Here is a 15,332-nt window from a genome sequence, read left to right on the forward strand (position 1 = left end):
TCAGCCCAAATGCGACGTGTCGTTGACCAATCGCACCGATGCTCCACCGTCCGGATAGAAGTCGGCGATGCTCAGCGACGCGAGATCGAGGTGCATGCGATACAGCACGGACGGGCCGGCATCGAGAGCGAGCTGCACCAGCGTCTTGATCGGCGTCACATGCGAGACCACCAACAGAGTGGCTCCGGCGTACGTGGCGATCAGATCGTCACGGACGGCGACGATACGCTCGTGTACCTCGTCGAAACTCTCCCCGCCGGGTGGCCTGACGGAGGTGTCACCTCGCCAGCGCGCGTGGAGCTCCGGATCACGTTCGGCCGCTTCGCTGAATGTCAGGCCGTCCCATTCGCCGAAGTTCGTCTCGATGAGACCTTCGTGCACGATGACCGGCAAACCGAGTACCCGCGCCGACGCTTCCGCTGTTTCGCGGGTTCGGCCGAGCGGTGAGCAGACGACGACGTCGACGCCGCCTCGTCCACCGATCCGCGCGGCAGCGCCCGCCGCCTGTGCCCGACCGAGCTGCGTCAACGCCGGGTTTCCGCGGCCGGAGTAGCGGCGATCCACCGACATCGCGGTCTGCCCGTGACGCAGCAGAAGCATTCGCGTCGGCTTCCCGACGGTGGCCTGCCACCCGGTGGAACCCTTCTGTTCCCCAACGGATTCCCTCACTGCGGGTTCGGATTCCACTGCCGTTCCGGGCGCCACTGCGGGTTCGGATTCCACTGCCGGGGAGTCGATGTCGATGCCCGCCGCCGCGTCCATGGCCTCGTTGGCGAGCCGGTCGGCGTGGGAGTTCTCGGCACGCGGAATCCACGTGTACGAGACCGACGAGAACTTCGCGGCCAATTCGGCAGCCCGGCGCTGCAGCGGAATCATGTCCGGGTGCTTGACCTTCCAGCGGCCCGACATCTGCTCGACGACCAGTTTCGAATCCATCCGCACGTCGATCGAGGACGCACCGAGTTCACCGGCCGCCGTCAGACCCGCTATCAGCCCGCTGTACTCGGCGACGTTGTTGGTGGCGATCCCGATGCTCTCCTTACGTTCGGCGAGCACCTCCCGCGCCGTATCGAACACCACTGCCCCGTAGCCGGCCGGACCCGGATTGCCCCGAGACCCGCCGTCCGCCTCGACGACGACGCGAGTCACAGGCCGGATTCCTTGGTGCGCACCATGATCGCACCACATTCCGGGCAGCGGACCACTACGTCGGAGGCAGTTCCGGCGATCCGTGAGATCTCGCCGCGATCGATTTCGATGCGGCATGCACCGCACCTGCGGGCCTGCAGCAGTGCCGCACCCGGTCCACCCAGACCGCGCTGCTTGTCGTAGACGGCAAGGAAATCGGCCGGGAACTCCCCGACCAGACGTTCACGATCCGCGGCGCAGCGTTCCTGGGCCTTGTCCAGATCGGCGACAGCGTCGTCGCGTCGACGCTTGGCATCGATCAGTTCGTCCTCGGCTTGTGAGAGCTGGGCGCCGGCATGATCGTGATCGGCCTGCAGGGCCTCGCGCTGTTCCATCACCTCGAGCAGTTCGTCCTCGAGTAGACCCTGGCGGCGGACGAGGCTACCGAGTTCGTGTTCGAGTTCGGTGAGCTGTTTGGCGCCGACGCTGCCGCTCTGCAACAGCGTGCGGTCACGATCCTCACGCCGACGTACCGCGTCGACCTCGCCTTCGAGCTTACGAATGTCGCGGTCGATGTCGTCGATCTGGATCTCGACGGCCACCGATGCGTCCTTGCGGGTGACACGCTCGGCGTCGAGGCGTTCCACTTCCTTCTGTTCGGGAAGGGCATTGCGTCGGTAGGCGATCCGGGTGAGCTCCGCATCCACGCCGGCGAGGTCGAGTAGCTTGGCTTGCACCTGTGGTTGGACGTTCACGCTCTGTAACTCCTGCTGTATGTGCGGGGTCGACTCTTGACTTGTTCGTGCAACCGTACCTTGAGCAGGTGCTGCCCAAGACCCACTGCTGTGCGCCTTTATCAACCCCGGGCGGTTGACAAAGGCGCACAGCAGTCAGTGGGCACTGACACACCAAGGATCGGTGCGGAGCGTCGACACTCGACTCTCCCAGCCGGGATTCGCCGCGAAGGCCGAGTCGAGAACGGCTTTCGCCTGCGCACACCAGGGATACTCACTCGCCCAGTGCGCTACGTCGACCAGTGCGGGGCCACCGGCGCGGAGATGCTCGTCGGCCGGATGATGGCGGATATCGGAGGTGACGTAGACGTCGACCCCCAGGGCGGCCACCGCGTCCAGGAAGGAGTCGCCGGCACCGCCGCACACGGCGACGGTGCGTACGAGAGCGTCGGGGTCCCCGGCGGCGCGCACTCCCCACTCCGTGGCGGGCAGGGCAGCGGCGACTCGCGCCGTGAATTCACGCAGTGTCTGCGCCTCGGCGAGCACGCCTACCCGTCCGAGCCCCAGTGAGCTGGGGAACGCCGCCAGTTCGAAAACGTCGAATGCCGGTTCCTCGTACGGATGTGCCGCACGAAGTGCATCGAGCACGGCGCGTCGAATACCTCGCGGCGCGACGACTTCGACGCGGGCCTCACTGACCAGCTCGAGTTCCCCGATCCGACCGAGACTGGGGTTCGCTCCGTCCGACGCAAGGAATTGGCCGGTGCCGGTGACCTGCCAACTGCAGTGGCGGTAGTGGCCGATCGTTCCCGCTCCGGCCGCGAACAATGCTTGCTGTACGGATTCGACGTCGTCCACCGGAACCGTCACGACCCACTTGTCGAGGGGATCGACCGGCTTGGGCTCGATCGGACGCGACACCGTCACTCCCAGGGCTGCGGCAAGCGCGTCGGACACACCGGGATCGGCGGAGTCGGCGTTGGTGTGCGCCGAGTACAGCGCGCATCCGGCCTTGATCAGCTTGTGCACCAGAGCGCCCTTGGGTGTGTGCGCACCGACGGTGTCCACGCCGCGTAGGAGCAGCGGGTGATGTACGACCAGCAGGTCGGCGCCCGAGGCGATGGCGTCCTCGACAACGGCGGCGGTGGGGTCGACCGCGAAGACCACCGTCGACACCGGGTCTGCCGGGTCACCGCACACCAGGCCCACCGAATCCCAGGACTCCGCCAACGCCGGTGGGTACGCCGATTCGAGCGCCGCGACGACGTCGGCCAAGCTGGGGGTGTTCACAAGATCTCCTTCAATGCGTCGGTCAGTATCGAAACCTGTTCGGCGGGTCGCACCGCCAGGCGAATGTGGTTCGGCCCGAGTCCGGGGAAGGTGTCGCACCGGCGGACGGCGATACTGCGGGCACGCAGCAGTCGTCGTACCTGCTCTCCGTCCGGGACCTCGATCAACAGGAACGGACCGGCCGCCGCGTCGTCGATCTCCATTCCGATCCGACGCAACTCACGGCACATCGCGTCCCGATCCGAGCCGATGGATACCGCCTTGATCCTGGCCTGCTCGACGGCGTACGGCTCGCAGCAGGCCGTGATCGCCTCGAGTTGCAGACTCCCCAGCGGCCAGTGTGCGCGACCGTACGCCAACTGCGCGAGAATGTCGGGCGAACCGAGGGCATACCCGCAGCGCAGTCCGGCCAGTGCCCAGGTCTTGGTCAGGCTCCGCAGCACGAGGATGTTCGGATCAGGTTGATCGGCAACACTTTCCGTCTCGTTCGGCAGGGCGTCGGCGAAGGCTTCGTCCACGACCAGCAGACGACCGGGACGACCCAAGGCCAGGACGTCGTCGCGCGGATGCAGCACCGACGTCGGATTGGTCGGGTTGCCCAACACCACCATGTCCGCCGACTCCGGAACCCGGGCGTCGCGAAGTGCGTACGGCGCACGGAGTATCACCTGCGTGACCGGTACGGCAGCTTCACGCAGCGCCAACTCCGGTTCGGTGAAGGACGGGTGGATCAGTGCTGCCTCGCGCGGGCGCAACCGGGGCAGCATCGCAAAACCCTCGGCACCGCCGGAGAGCAGCAGCACCTCGGCCGGATCGCGTCCGTGCCGTCTGGCAACGGTTTCTCGGGCTCGACGCTCGGCCGATGCAGACGGGTAGGAGCCCAGCGTCGGCAGCTGCGTGGCCAACCGCTCACGCAACCAGTCCGGCGGCCCCGATCCCTGCACGTTGACCGCAAAATCGAGCAATCCAGGTTCGGCGTCGACGTCCCCGTGATGACGCAATCCGGCGAGGTCGCCCGCTCCATTACTCACCACTTCACCCTACGGTCGAGCCCGGCACACGGACACCGCGGCCGTCGTCCAGGACAATGGTGGTGTGACGACACCTCCCCACGACCGTTTTCCGGTAGTGCTGTTCGATCTCGACGGCACCATCACCGATTCCGCACCCGGTATCCACAACGGATTCCGGCACGCGCTCGCCGCCGTCGGGGCGCCCGAGCCGTCCGAGACGTTACTCGGCGCTGTCGTCGGACCACCGATGGTCGACACGTTCCGCTCACTGGGCTTCACCCCCGATCAGGTCGAGACCGCGATCGCCGCCTACTTCGACTACTACGACGCCACCGGATGGAGCGAGAACACCGTCTTCGACGGCATGCCGGAGGTCCTGGCGAAGACACAAGCCAACGGCACTCGCCTCGCGGTCGCAACATCGAAGTCGGAGCGGTTCGCGGTCCGAATCCTCGATCATTTCGGGTTGTCCGAGAACTTCGAGTTCATCGGCGCGGCCAGCAACGACGGTTCGCGTCGAGCCAAGGCTGACGTGATCGCGCACTCGCTGAGCGCCCTCGGAATCACTCCCAGCGCCGATACCGCCGGCGTCCTGATGGTCGGCGACCGCGACCACGACGTTCTGGGCGCAGCGCAGTTCGGTATCCCTGCCGTCTTCGTCGACTGGGGTTACGGCAGCGACGCCGAAGCGAGAGGTTCCTATCGCCGAGTCGAGACCGCCGCAGAGTTGGAAGGGCTGCTCGATGGCAACCAGTGAGCCACTGCACGTGACATTCGTGTGTACCGGAAACATCTGCCGCTCGCCCATGGCCGAGAAGATTCTCCTCGGGCATCTCGAGCGGGCCGGTCTCGCCGACCGGGTCCGGGTCACCAGCGCAGGCACCGAGGGATATCACACCGGCGACGACGCCGACGAGCGCACGAATATCGTGCTGCGCGCTCGGAACTACCCGACCGGGCACAGCGCGGCGCAGGTGAACGAGGATCACACGAGTGCCGATCTGGTCGTGGCTCTCGACACCGGTCACGACCGTGAGCTTGCTCATCTCGGTGTCCCCACCGAGCGTCGGCGCCTGCTGCGCTCGTTCGATCCCGATGCCGACGGCGATTGCGTTCCGGACCCGTACTACGGGGATCAACGTGATTTCGAGTTGGTCGGGGACCAGATCGAGGCCGCGATTCCCGGCATTCTGGATTGGGTCCGCGAACAACTCTGATCGGGCGGCGAAATTCACTCCTGCGCGGCAAACCGATACCGTGGGGGTCGTGCGAAGACTGAGATTTCTGTTGCGGCCCGGTTGGTTGGTACTGGCGGCCGTGGTCGGACTCTTCGCCTACCTGTGTTTCACAGTGCTGGCGCCGTGGCAGCTGGGCAAGAATTCCAAGACCGAGTACCGCAACGATCTGATCTCCAATTCGATTCATGCGGAGACGGTTCCGCTCGGCGAGGTGATCTCCGCCGACACCGTGGCCGCGGAGGACGAATGGCGCAACATCACCGCATCGGGAAGGTACACGCCCGACGCCACCATTCTCGTCCGCCTTCAGTCCATCGACGGCGCACCGTCGTACGAGGTGTTGAACCCGTTCGTGCTGGAGGACGGCCGAACAATTCTCGTGAACCGGGGGTACGTGCGCCCGGTCACCGGCGCCGAAGCGCCGCCGATCGCGGCGCCGCCGGACGATACGGTCACCCTCAACGGCCGGGTGCGTCTGTCCGAGGGAACCGCTCCCGGGCGAGACCCGATGTTCGAGAACGGCGCAAATCAGGTGTACTCGATCGACGCCGGTCCGATCGGCGCGTTCATCGGTACGGATCTGGTCAACGCGTACATCCAACTCGAACCGGAGCAGCCTGGTGGACTCGGCGTCATTCCGCTGCCTCAACTCGACGCGGGACCGTACCTGTCGTACGGCTTCCAGTGGTTGGCCTTCGGGATCATGGCCCCGCTCGGTCTCGCCTACTTCGTGCGTGCGGAGTGGCGTGAACGACGCAAGGAGACGCCGACGGCGCAATCGTCCGTCGAGCCCGAGCCCGATTCGCCCGACGTGCCCGCGGTAGCCCGAGAATCGACCGTCACCGCGGCGGATCGATCGTTCGGCCGTCGAAAGAAGCCCGAACCGGAATCAGTGCCGTTGACGGCGACGCAGGCGAAGATGGCCGATCGTTACGGCAACAGCCGCTGATACCGTTGCGGCCCCGACCTGCACTCGAACCGACAACATCGACGCCCGCCGCAAGTCGTCCGGCCCCGGTGCCGCTCCGCGCCCGAGTACCGGCCGCAATTCCACTCCGTGCGCGTACTGCGTACGGCCGCCGAGTGAAACGCCGAGCGCCCCGGCCGCCGACGCTTCGGCAACACCGGCGTTGGGACTCGGATGCGCGCCGGCGTCGCGCCGCCACGCGCCGAGCGATTCGCTGGTCGATCCGCCGACCAGTGGGGCGCAGGCCGCGGTGATCACTCCGGTGAGCCTGGCCGGTAGCACATTGAGTAGGTCGTCGAACCTGGCGGCGGCCCACCCGAAGTTACGGTATTTCTCGGATCGGTAACCGATCATCGCGTCGAGTGTGTTGGCCGCGCGGTAGACGAACAGTCCGGGGATTCCCGCGACCGCGCCCCACAAGAGCGCGCCCACCGCGGCATCGGAGGTGTTTTCCGCGACGGATTCGAGCGCGGCCCGCGTCAACCCTTCGCCGTCGAGCACCGACGGATCGCGGCCGCACAGTGACGGTAGCAACGCCCGCGCCGAATCCAGAGTGCCGCCGTCGGCAGTGGCCGAATCCAGTCGTGCTGCCATCGCGTCGCCGGTCCGCGCCAGCGATGTTCCACCGAGCACCGCCCAGGTGCCGACGGCGGTTGTCAGGACGGTCGCCGCGCGTCGCCGAGACGAGCGCTCGACCAGTACGCCCAGGGCTGCGGATCCACCGAGCAGCACGGCGACGTGCACCACCCCGGCACCTCTGGAGTCACGATAGGTGCGTTTCTGCAGCGCGATCGCCGCGGTGCCGAATCCCGCGACTGGATGGAACCGAGCCGGGTCGGCGAACAGACGATCGGCAGCGAAGCCGAGTGCGAGGCCCACCGCCCGAGCATACGGTCCGGCGGTATTCGTTCTCGGAGATTCAGCCACCCGGTATTTCTATCAAGGGCTCTCGACGGGCCCGGTCGACGGGCACCACCGACGTGCTCTCGTCTTCGTCGTCCTCGTCCCATTCGACGTTCAGATACACCATCTCGTGTCGGTGGTTGATTTCCCACACACGGGCAACTCCACCCGGGCCCACCGCCCCGCGTCGGCGAACTCGAAGTAGTTGGCCGGCGATCACCGTCGTACTGACGTCGGACGTCTCCACGACGTGCAGATGCGGACGAGTGGGGTGCACCCGCCCTCGCTCTACGACGACACTTCCCACAAACTCGAGCATCTGTCCAGATTGGTCGTCGCGCAGCGATCCGGTGCGGACCGGCACGGGTGAATCCACGGGTGAAGCTCGACGGCGGTGACCATTCACGCTCGCGTCGGGTCGGAGCTTTCCCTGATCGACAACGTCGGCATCAGGCGCACCGACTCGACGTCGACGCCGTTGATCCGATCGGTGAGCAGTTCCATCGCTCGCACACCCATCTCGTGCATCGGTGATCGTACCGACGTCAACGGCACGGGTAGCTGGCCGGCGAGCGGAGTGTCGTTGTATCCGACAACCGCGACATCACTTCCGACCCGAAGCTGCGCCGCCCGAATCGCACCCAGCGCACCGATCGCCGCGAAGTCGTTGACCGCGAAGATTCCCGTCGGCGGGTGCTGCGCGGACAACAGTCGGTCCGTCGCCGTTCGGCCGCCGGCTACGTCGAACGGACAGCGTACGATCCGGCTCTCCGGAATCGGGTGTCCGGCAGCGGCGTACACCTCGAGAAAGCCGCCACCTCGATCGACGGACGTGCTCGCGTACGGCTCACCTGCGACCAGACCGACTTCGGTGTGCCCGAGTTCGAGTAGATGTCGCGCGGCCAGGCGTCCGCCCTCGTTGTCGTCGCAGGTAACGCTCGGATGCGTCCCCGAACGCCGACTGACCAGGACGAACGGCAGATCTCGCTTCTCCAGGGCGTGCGCGAGTGCGTCGTCGTCGACCACCGCATCACCGACGACCAGACCGTCGACGCGCCGCGCGAGCAGCATGTCGACGGCGTCGTCTCGTAGTTGTTGTTCGTCGTGAGTATTGGTGACCACCGTCTGATATCCCTGGGCGCGCGCCGATTCGCTGATTCCCTCGTAGATGGTGGCGAGAACGATGTCCGTCAGACGAGGCACCAGAACGCCCACGAGGTTGCTACGGCTCGTGCGTAGGCCGGCGGCATGGGGGTTCTTGGTGAAGTCGAGATCGCGCGCGATCTTCCTGATCTTCTCGGTGGTCTTCGCCGACGCGACCCGGACGCCGGGGGCGAGCGATGGCGACAGGACACGGGAGACGGTCGAGACGTGCACCCCGGCGATGTAGGCGATGGTCCGCAAGGTCGGCCTACCGGCGTCGTCGAGATGGGGAAGTACATCTGGGTCGGTCAAGACATCGTCCTTGCTCTGGATCGCGACGTGCACGCTTTTCACACCATTATCCAGCAGACGATTGCGATACCGCAGAGCGTTCGCTAGATTAGCCCAAACGATTGGCGCAAACGATTGGGCACGATGAAAACTGTGGTTGTAGTCACTACCGGTGGCACCATCGCCAGCACCGCGAACTCGCGGGGCGTCAAGGTGGCATCGGTGTCGGGTGCAGACCTGCTCGCGGGCACCCGTGTCCCGGACACCGTCGCGCTCCGTCTGGTGGACATCGCCTCGGTCAACAGTTTCGCCATGGATTTCGGCGACATGGACCGAATCCACGACGCGATACGCGCTGCTCTCGACGAGCCCGATACCTGCGGCGTCGTGGTCACCCACGGCACCGACACCTTGGAAGAGACCGCGATGTTGGTCGACGTCTTCCACTGCGACCCACGACCGGTCGTCTTCACCGGCGCACAGCGCAGCGCGGACGATCCCGACACCGACGGTCCGCGCAATTTTCACGATGCCGTGCTTGTCGCCGCATCGGACGCGGCCCGCGACCACGGTGTCCTGATCAGCTTCGACGGCACCGTCCACGCCGCTCGCGGAACGCGGAAAGTGCACACGAACGCGCCGGCGGCATTCTCCGACCCCGATCACGGTCCCGTCGGAACGGTCGACGGCGAGGTCGCGTTCCGATCTCGCCGTCGACGTCGACCGAGGAGGCGCCCGGCAGCGATCGGTGGGATCCGAGTGGACACGATCGCGTTCTACCCGGGCGCCGATCGCATCGCGATGGACGCGTGCGTAGCCGCCGGCGCTCACGGTCTCGTACTGGAAGGTACCGGCTACGGCAACGCGAACGCCGACATCGTCGCCGCGGTCGACGAGCACACCGCGTCGGGTATCCCCGTCGTACTGTCCTCGCGCGTACACGCCGGAGCGGTGCGCGCCGTGTACGGAGGTGGGGGCGGCGGTGTCGATCTCGTCGACGCCGGCGCAATCCTCGCCGGACACCTACGGCCCGGCCAAGCCCGCGTCCTTCTCGCCGCATCGATCGCCGCGGGCGCAGATCGAACCGCCGTCGCTCACGCGTTCGCCACACCCACGCACTCCATTGACCTCCTCACCGCCAACCCAGGAAAGTAGAAACCATGAGATCGACAACCTCTCCCGCCGTCAGTGCCGTCAAAGTTGCCGCAGTGCAGTTCGACATGCAGGTCGGCGTCGAGAACAAGGACGCGAACCTCGCTGCGACGGTGCGCCACATCCGGGATGCCGCGGCAGCGGGTGCCCGACTGATCGTTCTTCCGGAATTGGCAAGCACCGGTTACTCGTTCGACACGCGTGACGAGGCGTACGCCCATGCCGAGCCGGTGCCGGACGGACCTACCTGCCAGGCGTGGATCGCCGTGGCCGCAGAGTTGGACGTCTATGTCGTCGCCGGTATCGCCGAATTGGACGGCGTGCAGATGTACGACACCGCCGTCCTGATCGGCCCCGACGGTTACGTCGGTCGATACCGCAAGACTCATCTGTGGAACCGCGAGAAGCTGATCTTCTCCACCGGGGACGAGTATCCGGTCTTCGAAACGCGCATCGGCCGCATCGGCCTGCTGATCTGCTGGGACATCTGGTTCCCCGAGGTTGCCCGGATTCTCACGGCGCAGGGCGCCGACATCATCTGTTCCGTCAACAACTGGGTCTGGACGCCGCCGCCGCTGTTCGACGACGCCGGAAACTGCATGGCGTCGTACCTGACGATGTCCGCATCGCACGTGAACAACGTTCCCATCGTCGCAGCAGACCGGGTCGGTGAGGAACGCGGCGGCAAGTTCCTCGGTTGCTCCCTGATCACCGGAACCAACGGCTGGCCGATCGGCGGCATCGCCGACGCGGAAGCCGAGGCAGTCCTGTACGCGGACATCGACATCGTCGCCACCCGCTCCGCACCGATCTGGAACCAACTCAACGACCTCCCCCGCGATCGCCGCACCGACCTGTACGACCCGCTACTGGGCTACACCGGCGGTAAGCCGCTGGCCCGGTGACGCGCCCGGACCGCAGCAGCACTCACCTCGTGTCCGCAACGGAACCGTCACTCGCCCAGTCGCAACCACTCTCGACCCGCCGCGAATTGAGCCTGCCAGGACTGATTCTCGGCGCGGTCGTCGTGGTCGGGGCGTTCGGCGCACTCGCAGGTGGTCTGGTGGCTCTCGCCGGGCATCTCTCCGGCATCGGACCCACGTACTCCGACTGGTTCGGACAGGTGGGAAGTGATTCGGCCCTCGCCCGCGCCCAATGGGCTCTCGGCGACATCACCGAGCCGCAGTTCTACAAGTCGTGGCTCGCGTCGATCGGTCTGCTGATCGGCGCGGCGCTCGCCTGGTGGGCCGGGACCCGCAAGAAACGGTGGGCCGGAACGCCCATCTCCTACGGCAGCGGACTGTGGCCGTGGATTCTCGGGTCGTCGGCACTGAGCCTCGTGCTGTCCAACCTGGCTTTCGGTTGGAACCTCGACGAGGGATGGCAGCCCACGTTCATCCCGTTCGTCTGCGTGGCCACGTCGTTGGTCCTCGTCTACGGCTCGGGATGGCCGGTGTTCTTCACCGGTGCCGTCATGGGCGCGATCACCACCACACCGGTGGCGGAACTGCTCATCGCGCACGTCACCGAGCCGCTGGACCTGCCGTCCGTCGTCGCCAACACCACGGCGATGTCGTTCGGTTCGGCGCTCACGTTCGTCGTGAGCAGATATCTGCCGTGGATGCATCTGCCGGCGCCCGTGGCGCAGTCCGAACCGGCTACGGCCGTCACCACGATCCGCGGTGTACCCAGCCTTGCCAAGGATGCGATCTGGACCGTGCGGCGGATTATCACCGATTTCACCGAGACACAGTTCTACGCCAACGAATTGGCGAGTATCGGTGTCATCGCCGGTGTGACGGTCGCCTTTGTGCTCAATCCGTTGTTCCCCTCGTTCGGAACCGCGCTCCTGCCACACATCCTGTTCGCTCAGGCGCTGACCTCGGCGATCGGTATCGTCGTCTGGCGCAGGCTGTATCGAGGCGGAGGCTGGGCGCCGACGTACATCTCCGTCGTGTCCGTGGCTCCGGCAACGGTATTGGCATTCGGCGGCAGTGCGGTCTCGATTCTCGTCGGCGCTGTCGCGGGTGCGTTACTCTGCCCGGTGATCGCTCGCCCGATCTCGTCGAGGTTACCGAAGGACTTCCACCCGTTCATCGGTAACACCATCTCGATGGCAGTGGCGACGGCACTCGTCGTCACCGTCGCCGCACACGTACCCGGAATCTGACAGCAGATGTTGTGGTTCGGGGCAGCACCTGCTGTCCCGAACCACACCACTCACACCGCGTGGAAGAGCATCGTCTCGGCCGTCAAACCCGGTCCGAATGCCATTGCGCAGCCGGCCTTTCCGCTGTGCTCACCGTTCTTGTTCTGCTCCATCATCTCGGCCAACACAAAAAGCACAGTGGCCGACGACATGTTCCCGTAGTCGTTGAGAACCTTCCTCGACGCGCTCAGATCGTCGGGCGCGAGCTCGAGTGCACCTTCCACGGCGTCGAGGATCGAACGCCCACCGGGGTGGACAGCCCACAGATCGATCTCGCTCTTGTCCGCCCCCGACAGGATGAGTTTCACGTTCTCGTCGGTCAGCGCTCGCGACAACGTGCCGGGGACCTTGCCCGAAAGCACCATGTCGAACCCGATGTCACCGATTCGCCAGGTGATCAGTTCCGGGCTGTCCGGCACCATCAGCGCCTTGAAGGAATCAAGCGCGAGACCCTCCGGCTCGCCGGTCACGAGAACCGCTGCACAGCCGTCACCGAAGACGAGGAACGAGAGCATCGTCTCGAGCTCTTCGGATTGCTGAAGGTGGAGCGAACACAACTCGGTACTGACCACCAGAACGCGCGCATCCGGCTCCGAACGGACTATGTGATGAGCAAGTTTGAGTCCGTTGATTCCGGCGAAGCAGCCCATGAACCCGATTTGAGTTCGCTCGACGGACGGGTTGATCCCACATTTCTTGATGATCTCGAAGTCGATTCCCGGAGAAACGAAACCGGTACAGCTGATCACGATCAGATGTGTGATCTCGCCGGCCCGGTCGCCGAGTTCGAGGCCGTCCACGGCGCGGACGGCCAATGCCGGAGCGGTGCGTTCGAACTCGATCATCCGGGTTTCGGTGTTGACGCTGTTGGGATTTCCGCCGTAGAACGATGCGACGGAATCGATACCGGAATAGCGGTGCGAAATCTGTGAGCGTTCGGCCATCCTTCGAAACAGAAGTTGTTTGCGGCGCACACTGAACGAATTGTCGGCGAACTCCACGAACGCGTCGTGTATGTCATGCTCAGGCACGACCGTAGATACCTTGTTGATGTAGGCGGTAGTCATGTCGAGCCTCCGAGGCAAATATGATTGAAGCTTCTACTTCGTGTAGAAGATTGATGAAACCACACGCAGCGACAGAATTGGGAGCTACGTATACCGCGTACCGGTCGGTCTCACAAATTCAGTCCCGCAATACAATCCAAAAGCGCCGAGCCTGAACACGATGCCGCGAAGGAGACCGATGAGTTCGATACTGCTCTGCAGTGCGCCCTTGACCGGACATGTCGGGCCGATGCTCGCCGTGGGAAAAAAGTTGCGCGAAAAAGGGCACACGGTTTCCATTCTGACCGGGCGAAAATTCGAGAAACGCGCCGCCGCGGTAGGTATCGAACACATACCCCTTCCCGTTGACTGCGAATTCGACGAACACGACATGGAATCCGCTTTTCCCGGACGATCCCGAAAACGCGGTCCACTTCGTGCACGATTCGATCTGGAGAAAATCTTCATCGCAGCGATGACCGCACAATTCACGGCCGTCTCGAACATCATCGCGGACCGCCCCGTGGACGCCATCGCCGCCGAAAACCTGTTCATGGGACTCATTCCCATGCTAGGCCGATCCCCTGACTCCCGTCCACCGCTGTTCGCGATCTGCACGTCACCGTTGATGTGCACATCCGTGGACACCGCCCCGTTCGGCCCGGGGTTCAAGCCTTCGGCCACTGCCACCGGGCGGATCCGCAACACGATCCTCAACGCCGCGTTCGAGCACGGGATCCTTCGGGCCGCCCAGTCCTCGGCAAACAGCCAGCATCGATCGCTGACCGGTGAGCCCATCCCCGACTTCGCATTGAACTGGCCACTACTCGCCGACGAGGTATTCGTACTGACAACCCCGGAATTCGAGTATCCACGCAGCGACCGAGATCGCCGACTGACCTTCGCCGGACCGATACTCGAGTCGGCGGGTCGAGAATTCGTACCGCCGATCTGGTGGACCGACCTCGACGACGATCGGCCGGTAGTGCTCGTCACGCAGGGGACGTTGGACAACGGGGACCTGAATCGATTGATCGAACCGACAATTCGAGGCCTGGCAGATCAGGACGTTCTCGTCGTGGCGACCACCGGCGGTCGCCCTGTCACCGACGTCGTCACCGAATCCGCCAATCTCCGACTCGCCGAGTTCCTGCCCTATGATCGACTACTACCGAAAGTCGACGTCATGGTCACCAACGGCGGCTGGGGTGGAGTTCACTACGCTCTCGCACACGGCGTTCCCCTCGTGGTCTCCGGTACCACCGAGGACAAAGCCGAAATCTGCCGTCGGGTGGAAATCTCCGGTACCGGAATCAACCTACGACGGAGCGTCCCGCGATCCACCGCCGTCGCCGGAGCAGTGCGCCGCGTACTCGACGACACCTCGTTTCGTGATCGAGCGCGCACACTCGAACGCTCGCTCGCACATCTGTCTGCCGCGTCGACCATCGCGACCACCATCGCCGCGCGCGCGAACTAGCGTCGGCGCAACGTAGCACCCCAATCTACTCGACAGGTGCATTACTGTTCGTCCTCATGAAGAAGCGCTGGTGGTGGGTGATCGGCTCCGTGGTGGCGGTAGCCGTCGTCGTTGTTCTCGTCGGGCCGTGGTTTTACGCGAAGTTCCTTCACGGCGATCAACCTGAAGCACTGGGCCTGAGCGACTCGGCCGCCCCCGCTGATGCTTCGGTGGAGATCGACGGAGCGTGGACGGTCGGAACCGGATCGAAGGCCGGCTACGAAGTATGGGAAACACTGCAAGGCCAACGGGTGTTCGTCCGCGGGCAGACCGAGAAAGTTTCCGGAAACGCCACCATCGAGTCCGGAAAGCTCACTGCGGGAACCGTAGACGTGTCGGTGGCCGCTATCGCCACCGATGACGGTCGACGTGACTTCCAGTTCAGCAATACCGTCATGGAGTCCGCCAAGTTCCCCAACGCCACGTTCACCGTCACCGATCCGGTCGACCTGAGCGCGCTCTCCGCCGATGGTGCCATCCTGACCGTCCCGATCTCGGGCGAACTCACTCTCAAGAGTGAAACCAGACCGGTAACAGCAGATTTCAAGATTCGCCGCGCAGGTGAAGGCATCGAAGCCGCCGGTGCGATCGACGTCACCTGGAGCGACTACCAGATCGAGAAGCCGACCATGTTCGCCAACATCATCGTCGAAGATGCCGGGCAGATTCAGTTCTCGGTAGTCCTGTCGAAGCAGTAAC

General features: G+C 64.8%; 16 protein-coding genes. 8 read left to right on the plus strand and 8 right to left on the minus strand.

Annotated features, from left to right (window positions below):
- The 4 genes from ABH922_RS12750 to cobC all read right to left on the minus strand — a co-directional run bounded on the left by ABH922_RS12750 (position 1) and on the right by cobC (position 4,183).
- Complete coding sequence (locus tag ABH922_RS12750; protein ID WP_424807265.1) at positions 1–1,149, minus strand: bifunctional RNase H/acid phosphatase; 1,149 nt, start codon at positions 1,147–1,149, stop codon at positions 1–3.
- Positions 1,146–1,883, minus strand: coding sequence for a zinc ribbon domain-containing protein (locus ABH922_RS12755; RefSeq protein WP_424807266.1), 738 nt, complete (start codon positions 1,881–1,883; stop codon positions 1,146–1,148). Before ABH922_RS12755 ends, ABH922_RS12750 begins: the two co-directional genes overlap by 4 nt.
- 135 nt (positions 1,884–2,018) lie before the next feature.
- The gene (locus ABH922_RS12760; protein WP_424807267.1) at positions 2,019–3,152 is read right to left on the minus strand and encodes a Nif3-like dinuclear metal center hexameric protein; all 1,134 of its coding nucleotides are present in this window, start codon (positions 3,150–3,152) and stop codon (positions 2,019–2,021) included.
- Positions 3,149–4,183, minus strand: a complete 1,035-nt coding sequence (gene cobC / locus ABH922_RS12765; RefSeq protein ID WP_424807268.1) for an Rv2231c family pyridoxal phosphate-dependent protein CobC — start codon at positions 4,181–4,183, stop codon at positions 3,149–3,151. The genes ABH922_RS12760 and cobC overlap by 4 nt, the downstream gene beginning before the upstream one ends.
- A 64-nt stretch (positions 4,184–4,247) precedes the next feature.
- On the opposite strand from cobC, the gene ABH922_RS12770 reads away from it, so the two are divergent.
- From ABH922_RS12770 to ABH922_RS12780, 3 genes are read left to right on the plus strand one after another with little or no spacing between them, the layout of a single operon-like run.
- Complete coding sequence (locus ABH922_RS12770) at positions 4,248–4,922, plus strand: HAD hydrolase-like protein (RefSeq protein WP_424807269.1); 675 nt, start codon at positions 4,248–4,250, stop codon at positions 4,920–4,922.
- Positions 4,909–5,382, plus strand: coding sequence for a low molecular weight protein-tyrosine-phosphatase (locus ABH922_RS12775; RefSeq protein WP_424807270.1), 474 nt, complete (start codon positions 4,909–4,911; stop codon positions 5,380–5,382). Before ABH922_RS12770 ends, ABH922_RS12775 begins: the two co-directional genes overlap by 14 nt.
- A gap of 49 nt (positions 5,383–5,431) precedes the next feature.
- On the plus strand, positions 5,432–6,352 hold the full coding sequence (locus ABH922_RS12780) for an SURF1 family protein (RefSeq protein WP_424807271.1): 921 nt from the start codon (positions 5,432–5,434) through the stop codon (positions 6,350–6,352).
- Here the strand turns inward: ABH922_RS12780 and ABH922_RS12785 are convergent.
- The 3 genes from ABH922_RS12785 to ABH922_RS12795 form a co-directional block, all read right to left on the minus strand.
- Positions 6,293–7,297, minus strand: coding sequence for a cobalamin biosynthesis protein (locus ABH922_RS12785; RefSeq protein ID WP_424807272.1), 1,005 nt, complete (start codon positions 7,295–7,297; stop codon positions 6,293–6,295). The two genes, ABH922_RS12780 and ABH922_RS12785, sit on opposite strands and share 60 nt — an antisense overlap.
- Entirely contained in the window at positions 7,290–7,592 is a 303-nt protein-coding gene (locus tag ABH922_RS12790) for a hypothetical protein (protein ID WP_424807273.1), read from the minus strand. Before ABH922_RS12790 ends, ABH922_RS12785 begins: the two co-directional genes overlap by 8 nt.
- Positions 7,593–7,675: 83 nt before the next feature.
- A complete protein-coding gene (locus ABH922_RS12795) occupies positions 7,676–8,728 on the minus strand; it encodes a LacI family DNA-binding transcriptional regulator (protein ID WP_424807274.1) in 1,053 nt (350 codons plus the stop codon).
- Between the two features lie 123 nt (positions 8,729–8,851).
- On the opposite strand from ABH922_RS12795, the gene ABH922_RS12800 reads away from it, so the two are divergent.
- Genes ABH922_RS12800 through ABH922_RS12810 form a run of 3 tightly spaced genes read left to right on the plus strand, consistent with a single transcriptional unit; the run spans position 8,852 to position 12,029 of the window.
- Positions 8,852–9,862 (plus strand): asparaginase, encoded by a 1,011-nt coding sequence (locus tag ABH922_RS12800; RefSeq protein ID WP_424807275.1) that lies wholly within the window; start codon positions 8,852–8,854, stop codon positions 9,860–9,862.
- A gap of 5 nt (positions 9,863–9,867) precedes the next feature.
- Positions 9,868–10,764 carry a nitrilase family protein gene (locus tag ABH922_RS12805; RefSeq protein ID WP_424807276.1) on the plus strand — a complete coding sequence of 299 codons (897 nt, stop codon included), beginning with the start codon at positions 9,868–9,870 and terminating at the stop codon, positions 10,762–10,764.
- Positions 10,761–12,029 carry a hypothetical protein gene (locus tag ABH922_RS12810; RefSeq protein WP_424807277.1) on the plus strand — a complete coding sequence of 423 codons (1,269 nt, stop codon included), beginning with the start codon at positions 10,761–10,763 and terminating at the stop codon, positions 12,027–12,029. The genes ABH922_RS12805 and ABH922_RS12810 overlap by 4 nt, the downstream gene beginning before the upstream one ends.
- A gap of 50 nt (positions 12,030–12,079) precedes the next feature.
- On the opposite strand, the gene ABH922_RS12815 is transcribed toward ABH922_RS12810, so the two are convergent.
- Positions 12,080–13,135 (minus strand): type III polyketide synthase, encoded by a 1,056-nt coding sequence (locus ABH922_RS12815; RefSeq protein ID WP_424807278.1) that lies wholly within the window; start codon positions 13,133–13,135, stop codon positions 12,080–12,082.
- Between the two features lie 178 nt (positions 13,136–13,313).
- On the opposite strand from ABH922_RS12815, the gene ABH922_RS12820 reads away from it, so the two are divergent.
- Both ABH922_RS12820 and ABH922_RS12825 read left to right on the plus strand, forming a co-directional pair.
- Positions 13,314–14,594, plus strand: a complete 1,281-nt coding sequence (locus tag ABH922_RS12820; protein ID WP_424807279.1) for a glycosyltransferase — start codon at positions 13,314–13,316, stop codon at positions 14,592–14,594.
- Positions 14,595–14,650: 56 nt separating this feature from the next.
- Positions 14,651–15,331: a YceI family protein gene (locus tag ABH922_RS12825; protein ID WP_424807280.1), complete on the plus strand. Its 681-nt coding sequence runs from the start codon at positions 14,651–14,653 to the stop codon at positions 15,329–15,331.
- Position 15,332 lies beyond the last annotated feature (1 nt).

The sequence above is a fragment of the Rhodococcus sp. 27YEA15 genome (genome assembly GCF_049739425.1).
In the GTDB taxonomy this organism is placed as follows: Bacteria; Actinomycetota; Actinomycetes; order Mycobacteriales; family Mycobacteriaceae; genus Rhodococcus_F.